The organism is Paenibacillus sp. FSL M8-0142 (assembly GCF_038597315.1).
GTDB lineage: Bacteria > Bacillota > Bacilli > Paenibacillales > Paenibacillaceae > Paenibacillus_AQ > Paenibacillus_AQ lactis.
In genome coordinates, this window is record NZ_CP152008.1 from 245,164 (window position 1) to 263,904 (window position 18,741).

General features: G+C 55.3%; 15 protein-coding genes. 11 read left to right on the plus strand and 4 right to left on the minus strand.

Annotated features, from left to right (window positions below; genetic code table 11):
• The first annotated feature begins 121 nt into the window (after positions 1 to 121).
• The gene (locus NSQ46_RS01135) at positions 122 to 1,216 is read left to right on the plus strand and encodes a branched-chain amino acid aminotransferase (protein ID WP_028404021.1); all 1,095 of its coding nucleotides are present in this window, start codon (positions 122 to 124) and stop codon (positions 1,214 to 1,216) included.
• Positions 1,217 to 1,382: 166 nt separating this feature from the next.
• On the opposite strand, the gene NSQ46_RS01140 is transcribed toward NSQ46_RS01135, so the two are convergent.
• Together NSQ46_RS01140 and NSQ46_RS01145 are read right to left on the minus strand one after the other, a co-directional pair.
• On the minus strand, positions 1,383 to 2,441 hold the full coding sequence (locus NSQ46_RS01140) for an anthranilate phosphoribosyltransferase (protein ID WP_342576099.1): 1,059 nt from the start codon (positions 2,439 to 2,441) through the stop codon (positions 1,383 to 1,385).
• Between the two features lie 25 nt (positions 2,442 to 2,466).
• Positions 2,467 to 3,069 (minus strand): ANTAR domain-containing protein, encoded by a 603-nt coding sequence (locus NSQ46_RS01145; protein ID WP_007128966.1) that lies wholly within the window; start codon positions 3,067 to 3,069, stop codon positions 2,467 to 2,469.
• A 541-nt stretch (positions 3,070 to 3,610) separates the two neighbouring features.
• Between NSQ46_RS01145 and nirB the strand changes: the two genes are divergently transcribed.
• The 6 genes from nirB (at position 3,611) to NSQ46_RS01175 (ending at position 10,952) form a co-directional block, all read left to right on the plus strand.
• Positions 3,611 to 6,061, plus strand: coding sequence for a nitrite reductase large subunit NirB (nirB, locus tag NSQ46_RS01150; protein WP_007128965.1), 2,451 nt, complete (start codon positions 3,611 to 3,613; stop codon positions 6,059 to 6,061).
• Complete coding sequence (gene nirD / locus NSQ46_RS01155) at positions 6,058 to 6,369, plus strand: nitrite reductase small subunit NirD (protein WP_007128964.1); 312 nt, start codon at positions 6,058 to 6,060, stop codon at positions 6,367 to 6,369. Before nirB ends, nirD begins: the two co-directional genes overlap by 4 nt.
• Before the next feature lie 64 nt (positions 6,370 to 6,433).
• Positions 6,434 to 7,189: a uroporphyrinogen-III C-methyltransferase gene (cobA, locus tag NSQ46_RS01160; protein WP_341342661.1), complete on the plus strand. Its 756-nt coding sequence runs from the start codon at positions 6,434 to 6,436 to the stop codon at positions 7,187 to 7,189.
• A 373-nt stretch (positions 7,190 to 7,562) separates the two neighbouring features.
• Positions 7,563 to 8,462 carry an AraC family transcriptional regulator gene (locus NSQ46_RS01165; RefSeq protein ID WP_007128962.1) on the plus strand — a complete coding sequence of 300 codons (900 nt, stop codon included), beginning with the start codon at positions 7,563 to 7,565 and terminating at the stop codon, positions 8,460 to 8,462.
• Between the two features lie 113 nt (positions 8,463 to 8,575).
• On the plus strand, positions 8,576 to 9,559 hold the full coding sequence (locus NSQ46_RS01170) for a BadF/BadG/BcrA/BcrD ATPase family protein (RefSeq protein WP_341342563.1): 984 nt from the start codon (positions 8,576 to 8,578) through the stop codon (positions 9,557 to 9,559).
• Positions 9,560 to 9,635: 76 nt separating this feature from the next.
• Positions 9,636 to 10,952 (plus strand): 6-phospho-beta-glucosidase, encoded by a 1,317-nt coding sequence (locus NSQ46_RS01175; protein ID WP_144878576.1) that lies wholly within the window; start codon positions 9,636 to 9,638, stop codon positions 10,950 to 10,952.
• Between the two features lie 308 nt (positions 10,953 to 11,260).
• Here NSQ46_RS01175 and NSQ46_RS01180 read toward each other — a convergent pair whose 3' ends face one another.
• Both NSQ46_RS01180 and uxuA read right to left on the minus strand, forming a co-directional pair.
• Positions 11,261 to 12,169 carry an SDR family oxidoreductase gene (locus NSQ46_RS01180; RefSeq protein WP_342576969.1) on the minus strand — a complete coding sequence of 303 codons (909 nt, stop codon included), beginning with the start codon at positions 12,167 to 12,169 and terminating at the stop codon, positions 11,261 to 11,263.
• A gap of 17 nt (positions 12,170 to 12,186) precedes the next feature.
• Positions 12,187 to 13,284 (minus strand): mannonate dehydratase, encoded by a 1,098-nt coding sequence (uxuA, locus tag NSQ46_RS01185; protein ID WP_210094065.1) that lies wholly within the window; start codon positions 13,282 to 13,284, stop codon positions 12,187 to 12,189.
• 239 nt (positions 13,285 to 13,523) lie between these two features.
• Between uxuA and uxaC the strand changes: the two genes are divergently transcribed.
• From uxaC to NSQ46_RS01205, 4 genes are all read left to right on the plus strand, one after another.
• Positions 13,524 to 14,930 carry a glucuronate isomerase gene (gene uxaC / locus NSQ46_RS01190; protein WP_007128957.1) on the plus strand — a complete coding sequence of 469 codons (1,407 nt, stop codon included), beginning with the start codon at positions 13,524 to 13,526 and terminating at the stop codon, positions 14,928 to 14,930.
• 123 nt (positions 14,931 to 15,053) lie between these two features.
• Complete coding sequence (locus NSQ46_RS01195; protein WP_342576108.1) at positions 15,054 to 17,153, plus strand: alpha-glucuronidase family glycosyl hydrolase; 2,100 nt, start codon at positions 15,054 to 15,056, stop codon at positions 17,151 to 17,153.
• A gap of 558 nt (positions 17,154 to 17,711) precedes the next feature.
• Complete coding sequence (locus tag NSQ46_RS01200; RefSeq protein WP_007128955.1) at positions 17,712 to 18,035, plus strand: metal-sensitive transcriptional regulator; 324 nt, start codon at positions 17,712 to 17,714, stop codon at positions 18,033 to 18,035.
• A 485-nt stretch (positions 18,036 to 18,520) separates the two neighbouring features.
• Positions 18,521 to 18,721: a cation transporter gene (locus tag NSQ46_RS01205; protein ID WP_007128954.1), complete on the plus strand. Its 201-nt coding sequence runs from the start codon at positions 18,521 to 18,523 to the stop codon at positions 18,719 to 18,721.
• The last annotated feature ends 20 nt before the right edge of the window (positions 18,722 to 18,741 follow it).

An 18,741-nucleotide genomic window follows, 5' to 3' on the forward strand; every position in this document is an offset into this window, starting at 1 on the left:
CAAGTGGCCCCTCTCTATACTTAAAAGGTATGGTATCCCTATAAATCAGATACTTTTAATATAGGGTATCGATTGATATGATTCAACTAATAACGCTTGCAGATAAGGAGATGTATGCATAATGACTTACACGATACCCGTTGAATTGACGTCGTCCCCAAAACCGAAGCCGGCCCATCACAACCAGGCTTTCGGCACGGTCTTTACCGACCATATGTTTATATTGGATTATGATGCGAAGAAAGGGTGGCATGATCCGCGGATCGTTCCGTATCAGCCTATTCAGCTGGATCCTGCGGCCAAGGTGTTCCATTACGGGCAGACGGTGTTCGAAGGATTGAAGGCATATCTGACCGAGGATCGCCGGATTCTGATGTTCCGTCCTAACAAAAATATCGAGCGCCTCAACTTGTCCAACCGCCGACTCAGCATTCCGGATCTGGACGAAGAGCTGGTGCTTGAGGCTCTGAAGCAGATCGTTCTCGTTGATCGGGACTGGATTCCTTCCGAGCCCGGTACTTCGCTCTATATCCGGCCGTTCGTTATCGCAACCGAGCCGGTGCTGGGCGTGGCCCCATCCCTTCAATACAAATTCATGATCATTCTGTCGGTGGTCGGCTCATACTATGCGGAAGGCATCAATCCGGTCGGCATTTATGTGGAGCCGAAATACGTTCGTGCCGTAGTAGGAGGCGTAGGCAATGCCAAGACCGCAGGCAACTATGCAGCAGGCTTGAAAGCACAGGACGAAGCTACGGCGAAGGGCTATTCCCAAGTGCTCTGGCTGGACGGCGTGCATCGGAAGTACATCGAGGAAGTCGGCAGCATGAACGTATTCTTCAAGCTGGGCGATACGGTCATTACGCCGGCGCTGAACGGAAGTATCCTGGACGGAGTGACCCGCAGCTCGGTCATTCAGCTGCTCCAGCATTGGGGGATTCCGGTAGAGGAACGGGCCATTTCCATCGATGAAATCATTGACGCACACCGCAGCGGAACGCTGGTTGAGGCGTTTGGCACCGGAACGGCCGCGGTGATCTCGCCGATCGGGTCTTTGGAATGGCAGGATGAGAAGCTGGTGATCGGGCAAGGCGTTACCGGGGAGCTGTCGAGCCGGGTTTATGACGCAATTACCGGCATCCAGCGCGGCATCCTTGAAGATCCGTTCGGTTGGGTAATCGAGCTGCCGCTGGCGGATGCGGCGGAGCATTCCTAATTAGAGACGACAGTTTTTTATTCAGCAGTTTAAGGACTGCAGCTTTATGGCCTTCATCATGATATAGGCCTGGCTGCAGTCCTTTTTTAGTTGTCTTCCGAAAGGGGAATAAGGATTGCGGGTGGCCCTTTTGCAGAACAAATGGGATCGGGCCTGATCGTTTTCGTTATCTGATCGATGAAGCGGACCCTTGCGCCGGATGCTCCAGCAGTGTACGCAGCCACCGGTCGTAGACGTACCATGCCAGCCTGTTGTCGAGCAGGGATTTGAGGGTGTACAGCCCTTCTTCTACGGAAGCGGCGCGCTCGCAGAGATGAAGCCTTACAGCAGCGTTAAGGAGGACCTGGTTCGTAAACGCGATGTGCCCCTTACCCTGCAAAACTTCCTCGGTCACCCGCAGCTGCTCCTCCGCGGTCCACTCGATCTTCGGAAGCTGAGCCTCGAGGCCGAACAGCTCGGGGTCGATCAGATGAAGCTCGGAATGCCCTTGGTGCACCAGCTGTACGCGGGTCGCCCGATGGATATGCAGATCCTCCGAGCCCTCGGCCCCTTGTACGATCAGTGCCTTACGGTAACGAAGGTTTTGGAGCAGCTGTGACATCCGGTCGAAGACGGTGTTGTGATAGACGCCGTACACGAGGTAGGGCGAGTGGGAGAAGTCGATCAGCTTCTCGGCGGTGTTCAGGATCGTGCGCATGCCGATCTCCTCGCGGATCGGGCGGATGGAACCCAGGGGAGGACACCACTGCTCGGCATCCGCGAACAGCACGCCAGTGAGCTGGGCGGCCAGAATGGACTGCTCGGGCGTAATGCTGGCGGGATCAATCCCTTTGCACAGCAATAGGTCGTTTACCGTAATTCCCCATTTCGGGGGCAGCGAAGCGCTGCCGTGCAGCGTAACCGGCAGCCCGGCGGCTGCGAGCAGAAAGGCAGTCGGAAACGAGGCGTAGAAGGACGTCTTTCTGCCGTCATAAGGTCCTGCGCAATCGAGTCCGGCATGGATCGCTTTACGGAAAGATCGGTCACGCAGGGCCTTGATGAAGGCCTCCAATTCCTCCACGCTTTCCATCTTCATTCGTTCGGCCATAAAGAAGGCGCCGATTTGGGCCGGGGTAGCCTTGTCTTCCAGAATCCATTCGGCAGCAGAGACGGCCTCGTTATAATTCAAATCCCGAGAGCCCCGTTTTCCCCGTCCGACTTCCTTCAGCAACTTGATCATCGTCATTCTTCTTCAACCTCCATTCATGTAATCATGCTTTCAGCTGCTGGTGCGCCTTGACGATGGAGGTGGCGACATCCACGATCCGCTTTCGTTCGTTCATGGCTTTGCGCCGGAGCATATCATAGGCCTCTGCCTCGGAGATCCGGTTGATGTCGCTCAGGATACCCTTGGCCATATCGATCCATTTCCGTTCCTCCAGCTTGGAACGCAGCTGCTGCCGCTCGGTGTGCCACTGCTGCCGGTCGAGAAATTGCTTGGCCCCGACATGGAGGGCCCAATGAAGCTCGGATGGGCTCATGGAAGGAGTCAGAATCCCGTCAATCGGAGCGTCATCTTGGCAATAATCAGCGGAGGACGTGCCTGAGTAAGAACTGCACCACCAAAGCATAGGGACGGGCCTCAGCTTTTCCAGATTCCTTTGCCATCCTGCGATCTTGGCGATCGGCAGATGGACGACAGCCGCATCGACCTCGTGGATGCAGCGCGGGAGATCCGCAGCTGAACAGGCCGTATATACATGATAGCCGCCCTCGCTCAGGTTCTCCTCGGCAACGGCGCTGGCCTCGGCTGAAGCTTGGTTCGGTTTGGAAGCATGGGCGACGTGTTCGTGAATAAGGAGTAAGCGGCGCATCTAAGGAATCCCTCCTATACGAAAGCTTATAAACGTATGTCTATCATTTATGTTATAAAATATTACACAAGCAGTGAGTTTGTGCTTGAAACAAACCGGGGATTTCGTAATTGAAAATGGGGTGTTTTTATGATGATAACGCATTTTCAATTTTTCATAAAGAGGAGATCTTCCCTTAATGTTCGGAAAATTTACATTGTTTGGTCGATGGAACCCTGATTTAGTTCAAAGAAATACCGATATAACGGATATTCTCTGCTTCGATCATAAACGTAATAAAAGTTTACATGTTCCATGATAAAATTATTTTGTGGCTAAATTGTGTCATGAATATTGACATAGTGAAATGCGTCTTATATAGTTAAGGACAATAAAACGAAAATCGAGTCACGGATACAACGGTGTATCCGTTCGAAGCGGCAACGAAGCCTGACTTCGCCTCAAACGACAAGAGAGATGGATCTCTTGCGATTGCGGCGGTCAGGCTTTTTATGTTGTTAGGCGAAAACCTGAACATACCCGAAGAGGAGAGGAAATCGTGATGAACAAACCTGAGAAATTGGTGCTGGTCGGCAACGGGATGGCGGGCGTACGAACGATTGAGCATGTGTTGAAGTTGGCACCGGGGGCTTATGACATGACCGTGTTTGGCGCAGAGCCTCATCCGAACTATAACCGGATTATGCTGTCGAAGGTGCTGGCCGGCGGTACGGATATGAAGGACATCATTATCAATGACCGTGACTGGTATGCGGAAAACGGCATCCGGCTTTTTACGGGGGATGCCGTCGCATCGATCGATACCGTACACCGCAAGGTCGTATCGGAATCCGGCGTTGTTGCCGACTACGACAAGCTGATTATCGCAACCGGCTCGAATCCGTTCATGCTTCCGCTGCCTGGCGTGCGCAAGGAAGGCGTGATCGGCTTCCGTGATATCCATGACTGCGAAATGATGATCGAGGCTTCGAAGAAATACAAGAGGGCAGCCGTCATCGGCGGCGGGCTGCTCGGACTCGAGGCGGCGCGGGGATTGCTGAATCTGGGCATGGACGTTACGGTCGTTCATCTGAACAAGTATTTGATGGAACGTCAGCTGGATCCGCCGGCTTCGGAAATGCTGCAGCGCGAGCTTGAAGCGCAGGGGATGGGCTTCCTTCTTGAGAAGCAGACGGCGGCCATTACCGGCAAACGCCGCGCAGACGGATTGGAATTTTCCGATGGCAGCCGGCTTCAGGCCGATCTGATCGTTATGGCGGTCGGGATTCTGCCCAACGTCGAGCTGGCCAAGTCGGCCGGGCTGCAGGTGAACCGCGGCATCGTCGTAAATGATTTTCTGGAGACGAGCGTTCCCGGCATCTATGCAGTTGGAGAGTGTGCCGAGCACCGGGGGATCGCTTATGGACTGGTGGCCCCTCTGTATGAGCAAGGGGCCGTGCTTGCCAAGCACTTGGCCGGCGTCGAAACCTCCGGTTACGCAGGCTCCGTAACGTCCACGAAGCTGAAGGTTTCGGGTGTCGATGTATTTTCCGCCGGCATGTTCAATGATGCCCCGGATACGCGATCCCTCCGGTATCAGGATGATATCGAGGGCGTGTACAAGAAGATTGTCATGAAGGGAGAGCGCATGATCGGCGCCGTTCTGTTCGGGGACACATCGGATGGGACCTCGCTGTTTTCCTTGATCAAGAGCGGGGAATCCGTCACCGGGCGCGAGAAGGAATTGCTGCTTGGCTACCCGGCCGGGCAAGCCTCCGCATCGCCGCTGGCCAGGCTCGAGGCGTATTCCGTCGACGAGATCATATGCGGCTGCAACGGCGTGACGAAGGGGCGAATCATGGAGGCCATCGCGGACGGGTGCAGCACGGTGGGCAAGATCAAGGCTTGTACCAAGGCATCCGGCTCCTGCGGCGGCTGCAGGCCGGAAGTTGAAGGATTGCTGTCGATCTACGGCGGCGAAGGGGCCGGCGAGCCGGTGAAGGAAGGCATTTGCGGCTGCACGACGATGGACCGCGACGAAATTGTTGAAAAGATCAAGGAAATGCACCTGGTCAGCGTGAAAGAAGTGATGAACGTCCTGGGCTGGAATGAGCCGGAAGGGTGCTCGAAGTGCCGCCCGGCGCTCAACTACTATTTGGGGATGCTATGGCCATCCGAATACAAGGACGAGAAGGAATCCCGGTTTACGAATGAGCGGTTCCACGCCAATATCCAGAAAGACGGCACGTATTCCGTCGTTCCGCGGGTATATGGCGGGGTAACGTCGCCGGCGGATCTGAAGCGGATTGCAGCCGTCGCCGAGAAATACGATGTGCCCATGGTCAAATTTACGGGCGGGCAGCGGCTCGATCTGCTGGGCGTAAAAAAGGAAGACCTGCCGAAGATTTGGGAGGAGCTCGACATGCCTTCCGGACACGCTTACGGCAAGGCGCTCCGCACCGTAAAGACCTGCGTGGGCTCGACCTTCTGCCGATTCGGCACCCAGGATTCGATCGGCATGGGGATCCAGATGGAGAAGGCTTTCGAGCGGCTCAATACGCCGGCTAAAGTAAAGCTTGCCGTATCCGGCTGTCCTCGTAACTGCGCCGAAGCCACCATTAAGGATCTGGGCGTCGTGGCGATCGACGGCGGCTGGGAGATCTATGTCGGCGGCAATGGCGGCGTTAAGGTTCGGGAATCGGAGCTGCTGTGCACGGTAAAGACCGAGGAGGACGTGATGGAATGGACCGGCGCTTATCTCCAGTATTACCGCGAGACAGCGAACTGGAACGAGCGCACCTCCGTTTGGATCGAGCGGATTGGCCTGGATGAGGTGAAGGCGGCGCTGGAAAGCCGTGAGGAGCGTCTTGCGCTCGTATCCCGGATCGAGGAAACGCTCAGCTACACCACTGATCCTTGGAAAGAAATCATAGATAATCCGGAGCTTCGCAAGAACTTCATGCCACTGGCGGAAGCGGGAACCGGTGAAGGTTTGGGGGCGAGAAGATCATGAGCAAAATTCGGGTGGCAAGTTTGGCGGAAATCGATGCGAAGGGGGCGCGTACCTTCCGGATCGAAGATACGGAAATCGCGGTATTCAGGCTGAGCGACGGCAGCGTCAAGGCCGTCGAGAACCGCTGTCCTCATAAGGGCGGGAAGCTGTCGGAAGGCATGGTATGCGGAACGGCGGTGCACTGCCCGCTGCATGACTGGAAGATCGATCTGGCGAGCGGCCGGGTCTATGAGCCTGACGATGGCTGCGTAACGACGTACCGGACGGAAATTGACGGCACGAGCGGCTCGATTTATATCGTGATGTAAGCACGCTGAACGAACGCTAAATCAGAAAAAGAGACAGGAGGTGCAGGCCGTGCGGGCATTGGGGATGGTCAGTATCGTCGGAGCGGGACCGGGAGACCCGGAGTTGATTACGGTAAAGGCAATGAAGCGGATCCGGCAGGCTGAGGTCATTCTGTATGACCGCCTCGTCAATGAAGAGCTGCTGGAGGACGCGCCGCGTGAAGCTGAGCGCATCTATTGCGGCAAGGCGCCGGGCCGGCATGCGGCCTCTCAGGAAGACATCAACCGGCGTCTTGTCGCCTATGCGATGCAAGGGAAGCGGGTGGTGAGGCTGAAGGGCGGAGATCCCTTCGTTTTCGGACGCGGCGGGGAGGAGGCGATGGCACTGGCGGCAGCCGGCATTCCTTATGAGGTCGTTCCGGGAATTACGTCCGCCGTCGGAGCGGCGGCTTCAGCCTCGATCCCGCTGACGCACCGCGGCCTGGCCGCTTCCTTCGCTTGCGTAACGGGAAGCCGCTGCCATGAGGACGGCTCGCCCGTCCGGTGGGATTTGCTGGCGCACGGGGTCGATACGCTGGCGATCTATATGGGCGTCAGCCAGCTGCCGTATATCCGAGAGCAGCTGCTGCAGCACGGCAAAGCGGGATCGACGCCTATCGCGCTCATTGAGCAGGGGACAACGAGCCGCCAGCGCACCTTCATTTGCACGCTCGAGAATATGCATGACCTGGCAAAGGCGGTGAAACTGGGTAATCCTGCGCTCATCCTGGTGGGCGAGGTGGTTCGGCTGCCCGAGCAGCTTTCGTTATTGGAACGGAGTGTCTCGACGAGGATCGGATAAGTACGTTAAGAGAGATTCTTAACGAGAGTCTCGATGAGAAAATTTCAATGTATTTTCGAGATGAGGATTCGGATAGGTGCGTAGCGATATGGTAAAGGTTCCAGTGACGGACGGGGAACGAAAGAGTAGTGGGTGCGAAGCACAGCGATCGGAAAGGAACGCGAAGAAAGCGGCTGCCCCTCGAATAGAGGCATAGAAGCGAAGGTTTTGGAGGAGAAGCGGGAATTATCATCCGAATTCGGTCAAAGGGTAGCGCTGCTTGGGCGCTGCCTGTTTTCGTTTGCCCGGCGAGCATGATACGATATGGAGAACGATAGGGATTGGCCGTGAATTTTTTACAAAATGACGATAATGATTTGCTGGAGGTGCATGAATGGTGGAACGTCCGCAGGGCGTTGTTCCGGACGCCATTGATTTTTCGAATGCCGCTTTTCCTTTTACCGCATCGACGACACGCGGCATATTTGTCGGCGCACAGCGGCTGCATTGGCACCATGCGCTGGAGCTTAATCATATCCGAAGCGGCACGGGCTTTATTTTGATCAACGGGATGAAGCTGTCGTTTCAAGAAGGAGACATCGTATTCATCAATAGTAACGCGCTCCACCGCGCCTATGAGACGGATAATCTGATCATGGACGTCATTATGTTCGATCCTTCGCTGCTTTCGCTGGATTTGAAGTTCGATCCCGAACTGATGAACCCGTTCCGCTCCTTGGGGATGGTAGACCGGGAATCCCCGATTCGCCCTGAAATGGCCCGGCTGCTTATGAGCATGATGGAGGAGCACAAAGCTCAAGGCACCTCCTATATGAGTCTGATCCGCTCGGACCTTATTCGCTTTCTGAGCCTGGCGAACCGGCATCTGTCGGCACCGCTTGCGGAGGACCGGCCGATTAAGGGAAGGGGCATGCATGCCCTGAAGGAAGTGCTTCGGACGATGGAGCTTCACCTGGATTACGGATGGACCTTGAAGGAGCTGTCGGATATGACGCATCTGAGCCCTTCCCGATTCAGCGCGTTGTTCCATCAGGCTGTCGGCACATCCCCGCATCATTACCTGATTCAGCTTCGCTTGACTCACGCGGTGCATCTATTGGAAACAACGGATGCGAAGATTATCGAGATCGCGCAGACCTGCGGATTCCGCAATCTCTCCAACTTCAACCGGCTGTTCAAGCAGCATATTGGCGCATCGCCCAGCGACATCCGGGAGCGTGCCTCTGTCGGCAGCCCGCTCCCTCGTTTATCGCACAGTGCAGAGAAACAGTAAGATCGTATCACTCCTCGGGTGTATAACAGTAGAAGGGGCGCTTATGGAAGCGGTATCTTAAACATATACCATCACATAACGCCAAATGGTTCGGCGTCTAGGAGTGAATGTCCATGAGTTTGTATCTGGGAGTGGATGCAGGTGGGAGCAAGACCCATGCCGTCATCTGCGACGATCAAGGCAACATTGTTGGCAAGGGGGCATCCGGAAACGGGAATCACCAGATTAACCGGGAGCAGGCGGCGCGCAATATCAAGGAGGCCTGCAACAGCGCTCTTCGGGAGGCCGGCGTATCCAAGGACGACATCGAATACGCGTATTTCGGCCTGGCCGGCGCGGATCGGGAAGCCGACTACGAAATCCTGCGCCCCATGATCGGGGCTTTGGGTTACCGGCGGCATGATATCGCCTGCGATACGATCATCGGTATGCGGGCCGGAACGAGCCGGCCTTATGGTGCGGCACTGATCTGCGGCACCGGCTTTAACAGCGCAGCCCGGAACCGCGAGGGGGCGGAGCTGCAGTACGGCGGCTTCGGATTCCTCTACGGCGACGGATACGCCGGCGGATCCGGTTTTGCTACGCTGGCCTTCCGGGCGGTGGTTCGCGCTTGGGATGAGCGGGGACCTGCCACCATGCTGACTTCGCTCGTGCTGGAGCAGATGGGGTACGCCTCGGTTGAGCCAATGTACGAGGATGTCCTCTACGGACGGATCTCCATTCCGCCGACCCTGGTCAAGACCTTGTTCAAGGCGGCAGAAGCCGGCGATGAAGTCGCGACCCGAATTCTTCAGACCGAAGGCGAGGAACTGGGCAATGCCGTTTGCACGCTGATCCGGCGGCTGGGCATGTCCGATGAAGCATTCGATATTGTGTATATCGGCAGCGTACTCAACCGTCCGAACAGCTCGATCCTTACGGATGCGATAGAACGGGTTGTGGCCGTCCGGGCGCCTTACGCCCGGTGCGTAAGGCTGACATCCGATCCGGTAGCCGGAGCGCTGCTCTGTGCGATGGATGCGGACGGGCGGACCATAGATTCGCAGACCGAAGCCAAGCTCAAGGCATTCACGTTTGAAGAAACGGCTGTTTCGTGAGCCTGAGTATGACAATTTGACCGGATGCCGGGAAAACGTTGCGTTTTGATCTGATATTTACCTTGGAGGGATTCATATGGCAGCAGGTTTGAAAATAGCGGTAATCGGGGGAGGCTCCTCCTACACGCCGGAGATTGTGGAAGGCTTTATCCGCAACTTCGAGCAAATGCCGATTCGCGAACTGTGGTTCGTGGATATTGAAGAAGGCAAGCATAAGCTGGAGATCGTAGGGAATTTGGCCAAACGCATGGTGCAGCAGGCGGGTCTTCCCATCGAGGTTCATTTGACGCTGGACCGCCGGCAGGCGATTGAAGGCGCGGATTTCGTTACGACCCAGATGCGTGTCGGCTTGCTGGCCGCCCGCAAGCTGGATGAGCATATCCCGATTATGAACGGCGTTATCGGCCAGGAGACGACCGGTCCGGGAGGGATGATGAAAGCGCTGCGTACGGTTCCGGTCATTCTGGACATCTGCCGGGACATCGAGGAGCTGGCGCCGAATGCGTGGATGCTGAACTTCACCAACCCGGCCGGAATCGTGACCGAGGCTGTGCTCAAGCACAGCAAGGTGAAAACCGTCGGCCTGTGCAATTCGCCGATCAACTTCCAAAAATTCCTCGCGAAAGAGTATGGCGTATCGGAAAAAGAGGTGCTGGCCGAATTCGTCGGCATTAACCATTTGCACTGGGTAACCTCGGCGATCGTGAACGGGGAGGAGAAGATGCCGGAGCTTCTGGACGGAGGCAAATCCTACACGGCCAAGAACGTGCCGACCTTCGGCTGGGATGCGGATTTTATTCGTTCGCTCCAGGCCATTCCGACCTATTATCTGAAGTATTTCTATATGACGGACACGATGTTCGCAGACATGCTGGCATCCCTAGAGAAGGATGGCACCCGCGCGGATGTCGTCAGCCGGGTGGAAGAGGAGCTGTTCGAGCTCTATAAGGATGAGAACCTGGCAGAGAAGCCGAAGCAGCTGGAGCAGCGGGGCGGAGCTTACTATTCCGAAGCGGCGGTCAATCTGATGACATCGATTTATAATGACCGCCATGATATTCAGACGCTGAACGTAGCCAACGGGAACATCTACGATTTCTTGCCGGCGGACGCAAGCATCGAGGTCAACTGTGTCGTAACCGGCCAGGGCCCGATTCCGCTCGCCCCGCAAAAGGTTCCTTCCCACGTGAAGGGCCTGATGCATGCCGTGAAAGTGTATGAGCAATTGACGATTGAAGCCGCCATCACCGGCGATCGCGGCATCGCATTGCAGGCGCTGGTGCATCATCCGCTCGTGCCTTCCGTCACTGTAGCGAAGAAGCTGCTGGATGAGATGCTGGAAGCGAACAAGAAGTATTTGCCGGCATTCTTCAAGCCGGAGACAGTTCTATAATTCTGCATGAAGTGGAGTTGCGGAGCCTGAAAAAGCCTGTGTAACCGAGCTTGAGTTTGTCCGAAGCATCGAGAAAAAGATGCAGATGGGGGATCTGACCATCACGGGATCGAAAACGCAGAAAGTGTAGATTGCCAGAATGCTAAATGCAACGCAGGTAGGCACAATGCATAAACCACAATGCATAAAACCACAATGCATTAAGCCATAACGCAATACGCACTGCGAATAAAGCCGCAACGCATTAGGCGACAACCATAAAGCCACGCATAGCGCAAAAAACGCAGCCCAAGGGGCTGCGTTTTGTTTCATACGCCAGAATAAGCCATAAAGCCGCCGTCCACCGGGATAACCGTTCCTGTGACAAAACCCGAAGCCTGATCATCCACAAGCCATAGCAGCGTCCCGAGGAGATCCTCCGGCACGCCGAACCGTCTCATGGGCGTGTGGGAAATGATCTTATGAGAACGCTCCGTCAGCGAACCGTCGCTGTTCGTCAGCAAATTACGGTTCTGCTCGGTCAGGAAGAAGCCCGGCGCAATTGCATTCACGCGGATACCGGCATCTGCAAGATGGACCGCCAGCCATTGGGTGAAATTGTTGACCGCGGCTTTAGCGGCGCTATAGGCGGGTACCTTCGTCATCGGGCTTGGTGCGCTCATCGACGAAATATTCAGCACCACCGCTCCCGGCCGTCCGACCATGCCCTCCGCGAAGATCTGCGTCGGAATCAGCGTACCGATGAAGTTCAAGTCAAAGACGCTGCGGAAGCCGGGCACGCTGAGCCCGAAGAATGTGGTGACATCGGGCTGACCCTCATCTTCGGGACGGAAGGTTTCATTCGTCGTATTGGCATCCTTCCGGTTGCCGCCGGCTCCGTTAATCAGAATATCGCACGGGCCGAATGCTTCGCGTACAGCCCTTTCCGCCTGGCGTACGCTTTCGGGATCCGTTACGTCGCAGGAGACCGCTATCGCGGTTCCGCCAGCCGCGGTGATCTCGTCTGCAACCTGCTGACCCTTCTCCACCGTGCGGTTCAGGACGGCGACCTTCGCTCCCTGACGCCCAAGCTCTAGCGCCATTGCTCGGCATAATACTCCGGATCCGCCGGTAATAACCGCGGTTTTGCCATGGATGGACGGGTGGATGGGAAGGGCGATGTGCTCTTGGCGTGCAGATCCGACCGCGCCTTGACCAGATCCGGCTGATTCCGGCATACCGTTACTGAATCCGCTCATTGAACAGCCTCCTTCACTTTGGAGGCTTGATCCTGGCTCTTCCTGGTGTACGCATCCCACAGCCCCCACAAATACATAATGCCCAGTGCCCGGTCATACAGCCCGTAACCCGGCCGGCATTGCTCGCCCCAAATATGCCGTCCGTGATCGGGTCTGGCATAACCGGTAAATCCGGTTTCGTGATAGGCCTGGACGATGCCGGTGATGTCAACCGTCCCGTCCTGCGTCCGATGGGAGGTCTCGATGAAGTCGCCGTTATCAAAGACGCGGACATTGCGGATATGCGCGAACGGTATCCGGTCATGGAATTCATGAATCATCGAGACGATATCGTTATCCGGATTCGCGCCGAGCGAGCCGCTGCACAAGGTGAGGCTGTTCGCCGGACTGTCGTACAGGCTCAGGAGTCTGCGAAGGTTCTCCTGGCTGGTGATGATCCGGGGCAGGCCAAAGATGGACCAAGGCGGATCGTCGGGATGAATAGCCATTCGAATGCCGTTGGCTTCGGCCACCGGAACGACCGCTTTCAGGAAATACCCTAGATTGCTCCACAGATCCTCCTCCGTTACCCCGCGATAAGCCTCGAACAAAGAGGCCAGGTGAGCCAGCCGCTCCGGTTCCCATCCCGGCATGGTAAGAGAGCTGTTCTGCGTGATCGTTCTTACAAGCTCCATTGGATCGATGCCGTGGATCTTGGCTTTTTCGAAGAAGAGTGCCGTCGATCCGTCAGGCGCTGCTTTAAACATATCGGTTCGCGCCCAATCAAAGATCGGCATGAAATTGTAGCAAATGACTTTGACGCCGACCTGGCCCAATTTTTCAATCGTACGGATGTAATTGGCGATGTACCGATCGCGTGACGGGAGGCCGAGCTTGATATCCTCGTGCACATTCACGCTTTCCACAACGTCAATATGAAGTCCGAACGCGCTTGCCTGGTCCCGGACTTCCTCAATCCGCTCCATCGGCCATTCCTCGCCGGCCGGGATATCATGGAGCGACCAGACGATTCCTTCTACGCCGGGAATTTGCCTGACATGATCCAGCGAGACCGTGTCGTTGCCTTCGCCGAACCACCGAAATACCATACGCATTGCTGCACCGCCTTTACGAATGTGGTTGTTGAATAAATTAATCAATGATAAGCGCTTGAGCCTGGCTTGCCATTGTACTTTACCTGAGGAACGCAATGTCAGGACGGCTGAATCACGCGGCTCATCATTGGCCGCCGGAATCCTCCTCCAGATCCGCCAGGCTTATATATTCCATACTACCATACAAGTATGGTAGTATGGAACGGAAAACGAAAATTTTGAACGGAGGGATCGGGAAGATGAGCCGTTTGGATATCGATAATCTGCTGCTTAACAGCAATAGCGCCAGGAAGCTGTACTATGATTATGCGGAGAGCATGCCGCTGTACGACTATCACAATCATTTAAGCCCGAAGGATATCGCGGACAACCGCCAATTCGGAAATCTGGCCGAGATTTGGCTTGAAGGAGATCACTACAAATGGAGGGCGATGCGCTGGCTCGGTGTTGAAGAAGAGCTGATTACGGGCAGCGCGCCGCCCGAGGAGAAATTCACGGCTTGGGCGCGCTGCGTTCCAAAGCTCGTCGGAAATCCGCTCTATCATTGGACCCATCTGGAGCTGGCGAGGTATTTCGGCATTCAGGAGCGGCTGTCTGAGGATAATGCGATGAAGATCTGGCATGCGTGCAACGAGAAGCTGAAGGACCCTTCCCTAACGGCTGGAGGCATCCTTGCTCGCTTCAAGGTGAAGGTAGCGTGCACGACGGACGATCCGGCCGACTCCTTGGAATTTCATCGCCGTATTCAGCGCAATCCGGAGATTACCGCGGTCGTGGCGCCGGCTTTTCGTCCGGATCGGGTCCTTGACCTGACGCATGCCGATTTTGCAGGATATATCCGGCAGCTCGGGGAGGCGGCGAATCATGCGGTAGATACCTATGAAGAATTGCTTGAAGCACTTAAGCTGCGGATCCAGTACTTCCATGATCACGGCTGCCGGCTGTCCGATCACGGCTTCGGAGCATTTCCGTATGAGCCTGCCAGCGAACAAGAGGCAGCGGCCATTTATGCCAAGGCCATGGCAGGGGACCCGATCTCGGAACAGGAGGAGGCGAAGTACCGAACCTATACGCTGCTTCGGCTTGCTGTGATGTACCATGACTTGGGCTGGGCCATGCAGCTTCATATCGGAGCATCCCGGAACAACAACGCCCGCATGCTGGCTAAGCTCGGGAAGGACAGCGGGTATGATTCCATCCTGGACTTTCATCTGGCGGCGAGTCTTAACGGATTTTTGAGCGAGCTTGACAAGGACGACCGGCTCCCGAAGACTATCGTTTACAGCCTGTACTCCTCCCATTACGAGATGATTGCCACCACAATCGGCAATTTTCAATCGGCCGGCGTCGAAGGGAAGCTTCAGCTCGGCTCTGCCTGGTGGTTCCATGATCAGAAGGAGGGCATGCTGAAGCAGCTGACCGCTCTGTCCTCCATGGGCCTGATCAGCACCTTTGTCGGCATGCTGACGGACTCGCGCAGCTTCATGTCGTTCCCAAGGCATGAATATTTCCGGCGCGTCCTTTGCCGCCTGTTCGGGGACTGGATCAAGGAGGGGGAGCTGCCGGCGGACTATGACTATATCGGGGGCATCATCCAGGATATATGCTATCGCAACGCGGAGCGCTATTTTCAAATCCACGAATAATCTCGGGTTTAGTATTGGTTTCAGTCTGCCTTGATGTCGTCCATGGTGGCCGGTATTTGGTTTGTTGATTAGTAAAAAGCAGTCGTTTGGCATAAAGAGCAGGACGAAGGAGGAACAAAGAATATGAACAGTACATTATATCGAGCCTGGCTTCAGTATTCGCCGATCCAGGATGCGGAGCTTCGGGAGGCTTACCGCCGGGTTCTCGGCACGATCTCCTTGGAGGGAAGGCGATCCGAGCTTCTGGATTCGGCCATTGAGGAGCTTCGCAGCGGATGCCGATCCCTGCTGGACATCGAGCCGGATCTATTGTTGCTGGGCAACGAGATGCCTCAACTGGCATCGAACGAAGGGATATCCCGCGGCCTTCAGCTGCGGGTGCAGCCTGCCGCCGATAACGTGCAGGACCTGGAAGAAGGGGACAACAGCGCTCCCGGAAAGCTGGGACCTGAAGGCTTCCGCCTTCAGTATCTGGGGGATAGTCTGCAGGAGCGAGTGATCCTGATCGGCGGCTCGGAGAAAGGTTTGCTGTACGGCGTATTTCATTTGCTGCGGCTTGTCGCCGCACACGAGCCGTTAACGGCATGGAACGTGACCGAGGAGCCGGTTAACCGGCTCCGGATGATCAATCAATGGGATAATGCGGACGGCTCGATCGAGCGGGGCTACGCGGGGCGTTCGATCTTTTACCGGGATGGGCGCTTCACGGAGGATCTTACGCGCGTCAAGGACTATGCAAGGCTGCTGTCTTCCGTCGGCATCAATGCAATTTCGATCAATAATGTGAACGTGCATGAGATTGAAACGCGGTTCATCACCCGGGAATATTTGCCTCAGGTGGCCCAAATCGCAAGTGTATTTCGCAAGTACGGCATCACGCTGTATTTGAGCATTAACTTTGCGGCTCCGCTTCATATCGGCGGCGTAGGCACTTCCGATCCGCTGAATGAAGACGTACGGCGGTGGTGGAGGGCTGCCGCGGATGAGATTTACAGCCATATTCCGGACTTCGGCGGATTCCTGGTAAAGGCCGATTCGGAACACCGGCCGGGGCCGTTCGCTTACGGGCGCGACCATGCCGACGGCGCCAATATGCTTGCCGAAGCGCTGAAGCCCCATGGCGGAATCGTGATTTGGCGCTGCTTCGTCTATAACTGCATGCAGGATTGGCGGGATCGGAGTACGGACCGTGCCAAGGCGGCTTACGATCATTTCACGCCGCTTGACGGCCGGTTCATGGACAATGTGCTGCTGCAGATTAAGAACGGGCCGATGGATTTTCAGGTCCGAGAGCCGGTATCCCCGCTGTTCGGCAGCATGAAGCATACGAACCAGGTGCTGGAATTCCAGGTGACGCAGGAATATACCGGGCAGCAGCGCCATGTCTGCTATCTCGTTCCGCAGTGGAAGGACGTGCTGGACTTTGATACGCACGCGGACGGGCAGGGCTCGTATGTGAAACGGATCGTGTCCGGTTCGCTTCACAGCATGAAGCTAAGCGGGATTGCGGCCGTATCCAACATCGGAGATGACGAGAACTGGACGGGACATACGCTGGCACAGGCAAATCTGTACGGCTACGGACGGCTGATCTGGAATCCTGATCTGACCTCGGAGGAGATTGCGGAGGAATGGACCCGGCAGACCTTCGGCAACGACGAGGCCGTTATAAAGACTGTCTGCGGCATGCTGATGAAATCTTGGCCGATCTATGAAAGCTATACGTCCCCGCTCGGGGTCGGCTGGATGGTGACGCCGCATACCCATTACGGGCCGGACGTGGACGGATACGAGTATTCCAGGTGGGGGACATACCATTTTGCGGACCGGGACGGCATCGGGGTCGACCGTACGGCTGCGACGGGGACGGGTTATACGGCCCAGTATTTCGAGCCGAATGCGCGCAGGTACGAGACGCTGGAGGACTGTCCCGACGAGCTGCTGCTGTTCTTCCATCATGTGCCGTACTCGCACCGCCTGAAGTCGGGGAAAACGGTGATTCAGCATATTTATGACACCCATTTTGAAGGTGCGGATGCAGCGGCAGAGCTCCTAGCGGAATGGGCATCTCTCGAGGGGCGAATCGATCCGGCGCAGCATGCCCAGGTGGCCGCGAGGCTGGCCGAACAGGCAGAGCATGCCAAGCACTGGCGGGATGTCATCAACACGTATTTCTTCCGCAAGTCCGGCGTGCCGGATGGGCGGGGGCGTACCATCTTTTAAGCAATGCGTGGGGTAGGGGTAGGCACCTTATCTATTCAAAGGTATGGATGGGTAAGGAAAGGCACAGCATCCATTTAAAAGTATAGAGGATGGAAGGTTGTAACTCGGACTGCCGTAGGACATCTTGATCCGTTATAATAAAGAAGGAGCCGCTCTTACGCGAGCGGCTCCGCTTGGAAGAGGGAGTAGATCACCCGGTGCGAAGGAGGGATCTACTCTTTTTTCGTGCGGTCCAGGTTCATCTGTGCAGTGGTGTCTGCATTCGGGGTACACAGCGGGCATGTAAAAGAAGATGCTGTCATAAGCCTGTATGAACGGATGCCGGCCTTCATAAACTAAGATTATAGAGACGGTTTATAACAATAACGTAATGAACCAAGCACAGGTTTTGTTATATGATAAGGGTAGATTACATAAAGACGTCTCCAAATAGGCGTGTCTCCATCGAAAAAAGACCTGCGGATTCTCGGGCTTTATAGGGTGGGGGGCTATATGATATACTATGGATATGAATAGATTGAAAAAAGATCCATGGTCATGATGAAGGAGGGGAATGGGATGACAACCGAAAGCCATACACATGAAGCCTGCGCGGTAACGAGTGAGCGGAAAAGCCATCATTCCGAGAAAACGAAAAACAACCTCATTAGCCGATTGAATCGGATCGAGGGGCAAATTCGCGGGGTGAAGGGCTTGATTGAGAAGGATACGTATTGTGATGACGTATTGAACCAGATCTCCTCCATTCAATCGGCATTGAACGGCGTGGGCAGGCTGCTGCTGGAGCACCATATGAAGAGCTGCGTGGTCGAGCGCCTGCAGGAAGGCGACGATGACGTCATTACCGAATTGCTGACAACGATGAACAAACTGATGAAATAAGCGAGGGCCTGTTTAAGAATTCAAGGTGTGTCCCGTGCTTGCTAAGCTGCTTAATGATATTGAAAAAAGCTGGCCTTCGCAAATCGAACGCACAGCTTCAGCATACGAACGAACAAAGAGCCTGCTGCCCGATTTCGGGCGGCAGGCTTTATAGTTTAGAAGCCCCGAAGGGACCCTTACGCCCGGTGCTCCGTCCTAATGTAAGAATGCTCTAGCCTTACAGCACGTTCGGAATAAAAAAAGGTTCATTCGAGGATGTTAGATATAAAAGGGACAAGCCCTGCTCGTAAAGGGGCGCAAGCCTGATCATTACGGTGCGGACAATTTTTTTCAAAAAAGATGAAATTCACTGTTGACTAAATATAGGGTAGGGGGGTATACTAACGTCAGAAACACAAACAACACGTCATAACGGCCTGCAGCGAAATGATGAAATGATCGAAAGGCCGAAGCATTTTAAATAAACCATTAAGGAGCGATGAAGAATGGAACAGGTAACATTGAAAGTTGAAGGCATGTCCTGCATGCACTGCGTAAATTCGATCGAGGGCGCATTGAAGGAGCAGGGGATTTCCGGGAGCGTGGATTTGAAGGCGGGCACCGTATCGGTGAACTATGATGCCGGCAAGTTCAGCCTCGAAGATATCAAAGGAATCATCGAAGAACAGGGGTACACGGTAGCCTAAGGGCTGAAGACGACGGAAGA

What these genes read in the sequence shown, in the direction of transcription:
- uxuA (WP_210094065.1), bottom strand. Translation starts at nt 13,284, where the DNA reads ATGCGTATGGTATTTCGGTGGTTCGGCGAAGGCAACGACACGGTCTCG.
- NSQ46_RS01135 (WP_028404021.1), top strand. Translation starts at nt 122, where the DNA reads ATGACTTACACGATACCCGTTGAATTGACGTCGTCCCCAAAACCGAAG.
- nirD (WP_007128964.1), top strand. Translation starts at nt 6,058, where the DNA reads ATGAGCAAAATTCGGGTGGCAAGTTTGGCGGAAATCGATGCGAAGGGG.
- NSQ46_RS01195 (WP_342576108.1), top strand. Translation starts at nt 15,054, where the DNA reads ATGAACAGTACATTATATCGAGCCTGGCTTCAGTATTCGCCGATCCAG.
- NSQ46_RS01170 (WP_341342563.1), top strand. Translation starts at nt 8,576, where the DNA reads ATGAGTTTGTATCTGGGAGTGGATGCAGGTGGGAGCAAGACCCATGCC.
- NSQ46_RS01180 (WP_342576969.1), bottom strand. Translation starts at nt 12,169, where the DNA reads ATGCCGGAATCAGCCGGATCTGGTCAAGGCGCGGTCGGATCTGCACGC.
- cobA (WP_341342661.1), top strand. Translation starts at nt 6,434, where the DNA reads ATGGTCAGTATCGTCGGAGCGGGACCGGGAGACCCGGAGTTGATTACG.
- NSQ46_RS01140 (WP_342576099.1), bottom strand. Translation starts at nt 2,441, where the DNA reads ATGACGATGATCAAGTTGCTGAAGGAAGTCGGACGGGGAAAACGGGGC.
- NSQ46_RS01145 (WP_007128966.1), bottom strand. Translation starts at nt 3,069, where the DNA reads ATGCGCCGCTTACTCCTTATTCACGAACACGTCGCCCATGCTTCCAAA.
- NSQ46_RS01165 (WP_007128962.1), top strand. Translation starts at nt 7,563, where the DNA reads ATGGTGGAACGTCCGCAGGGCGTTGTTCCGGACGCCATTGATTTTTCG.
- uxaC (WP_007128957.1), top strand. Translation starts at nt 13,524, where the DNA reads ATGAGCCGTTTGGATATCGATAATCTGCTGCTTAACAGCAATAGCGCC.
- NSQ46_RS01175 (WP_144878576.1), top strand. Translation starts at nt 9,636, where the DNA reads ATGGCAGCAGGTTTGAAAATAGCGGTAATCGGGGGAGGCTCCTCCTAC.
- nirB (WP_007128965.1), top strand. Translation starts at nt 3,611, where the DNA reads ATGAACAAACCTGAGAAATTGGTGCTGGTCGGCAACGGGATGGCGGGC.
- NSQ46_RS01200 (WP_007128955.1), top strand. Translation starts at nt 17,712, where the DNA reads ATGACAACCGAAAGCCATACACATGAAGCCTGCGCGGTAACGAGTGAG.
- NSQ46_RS01205 (WP_007128954.1), top strand. Translation starts at nt 18,521, where the DNA reads ATGGAACAGGTAACATTGAAAGTTGAAGGCATGTCCTGCATGCACTGC.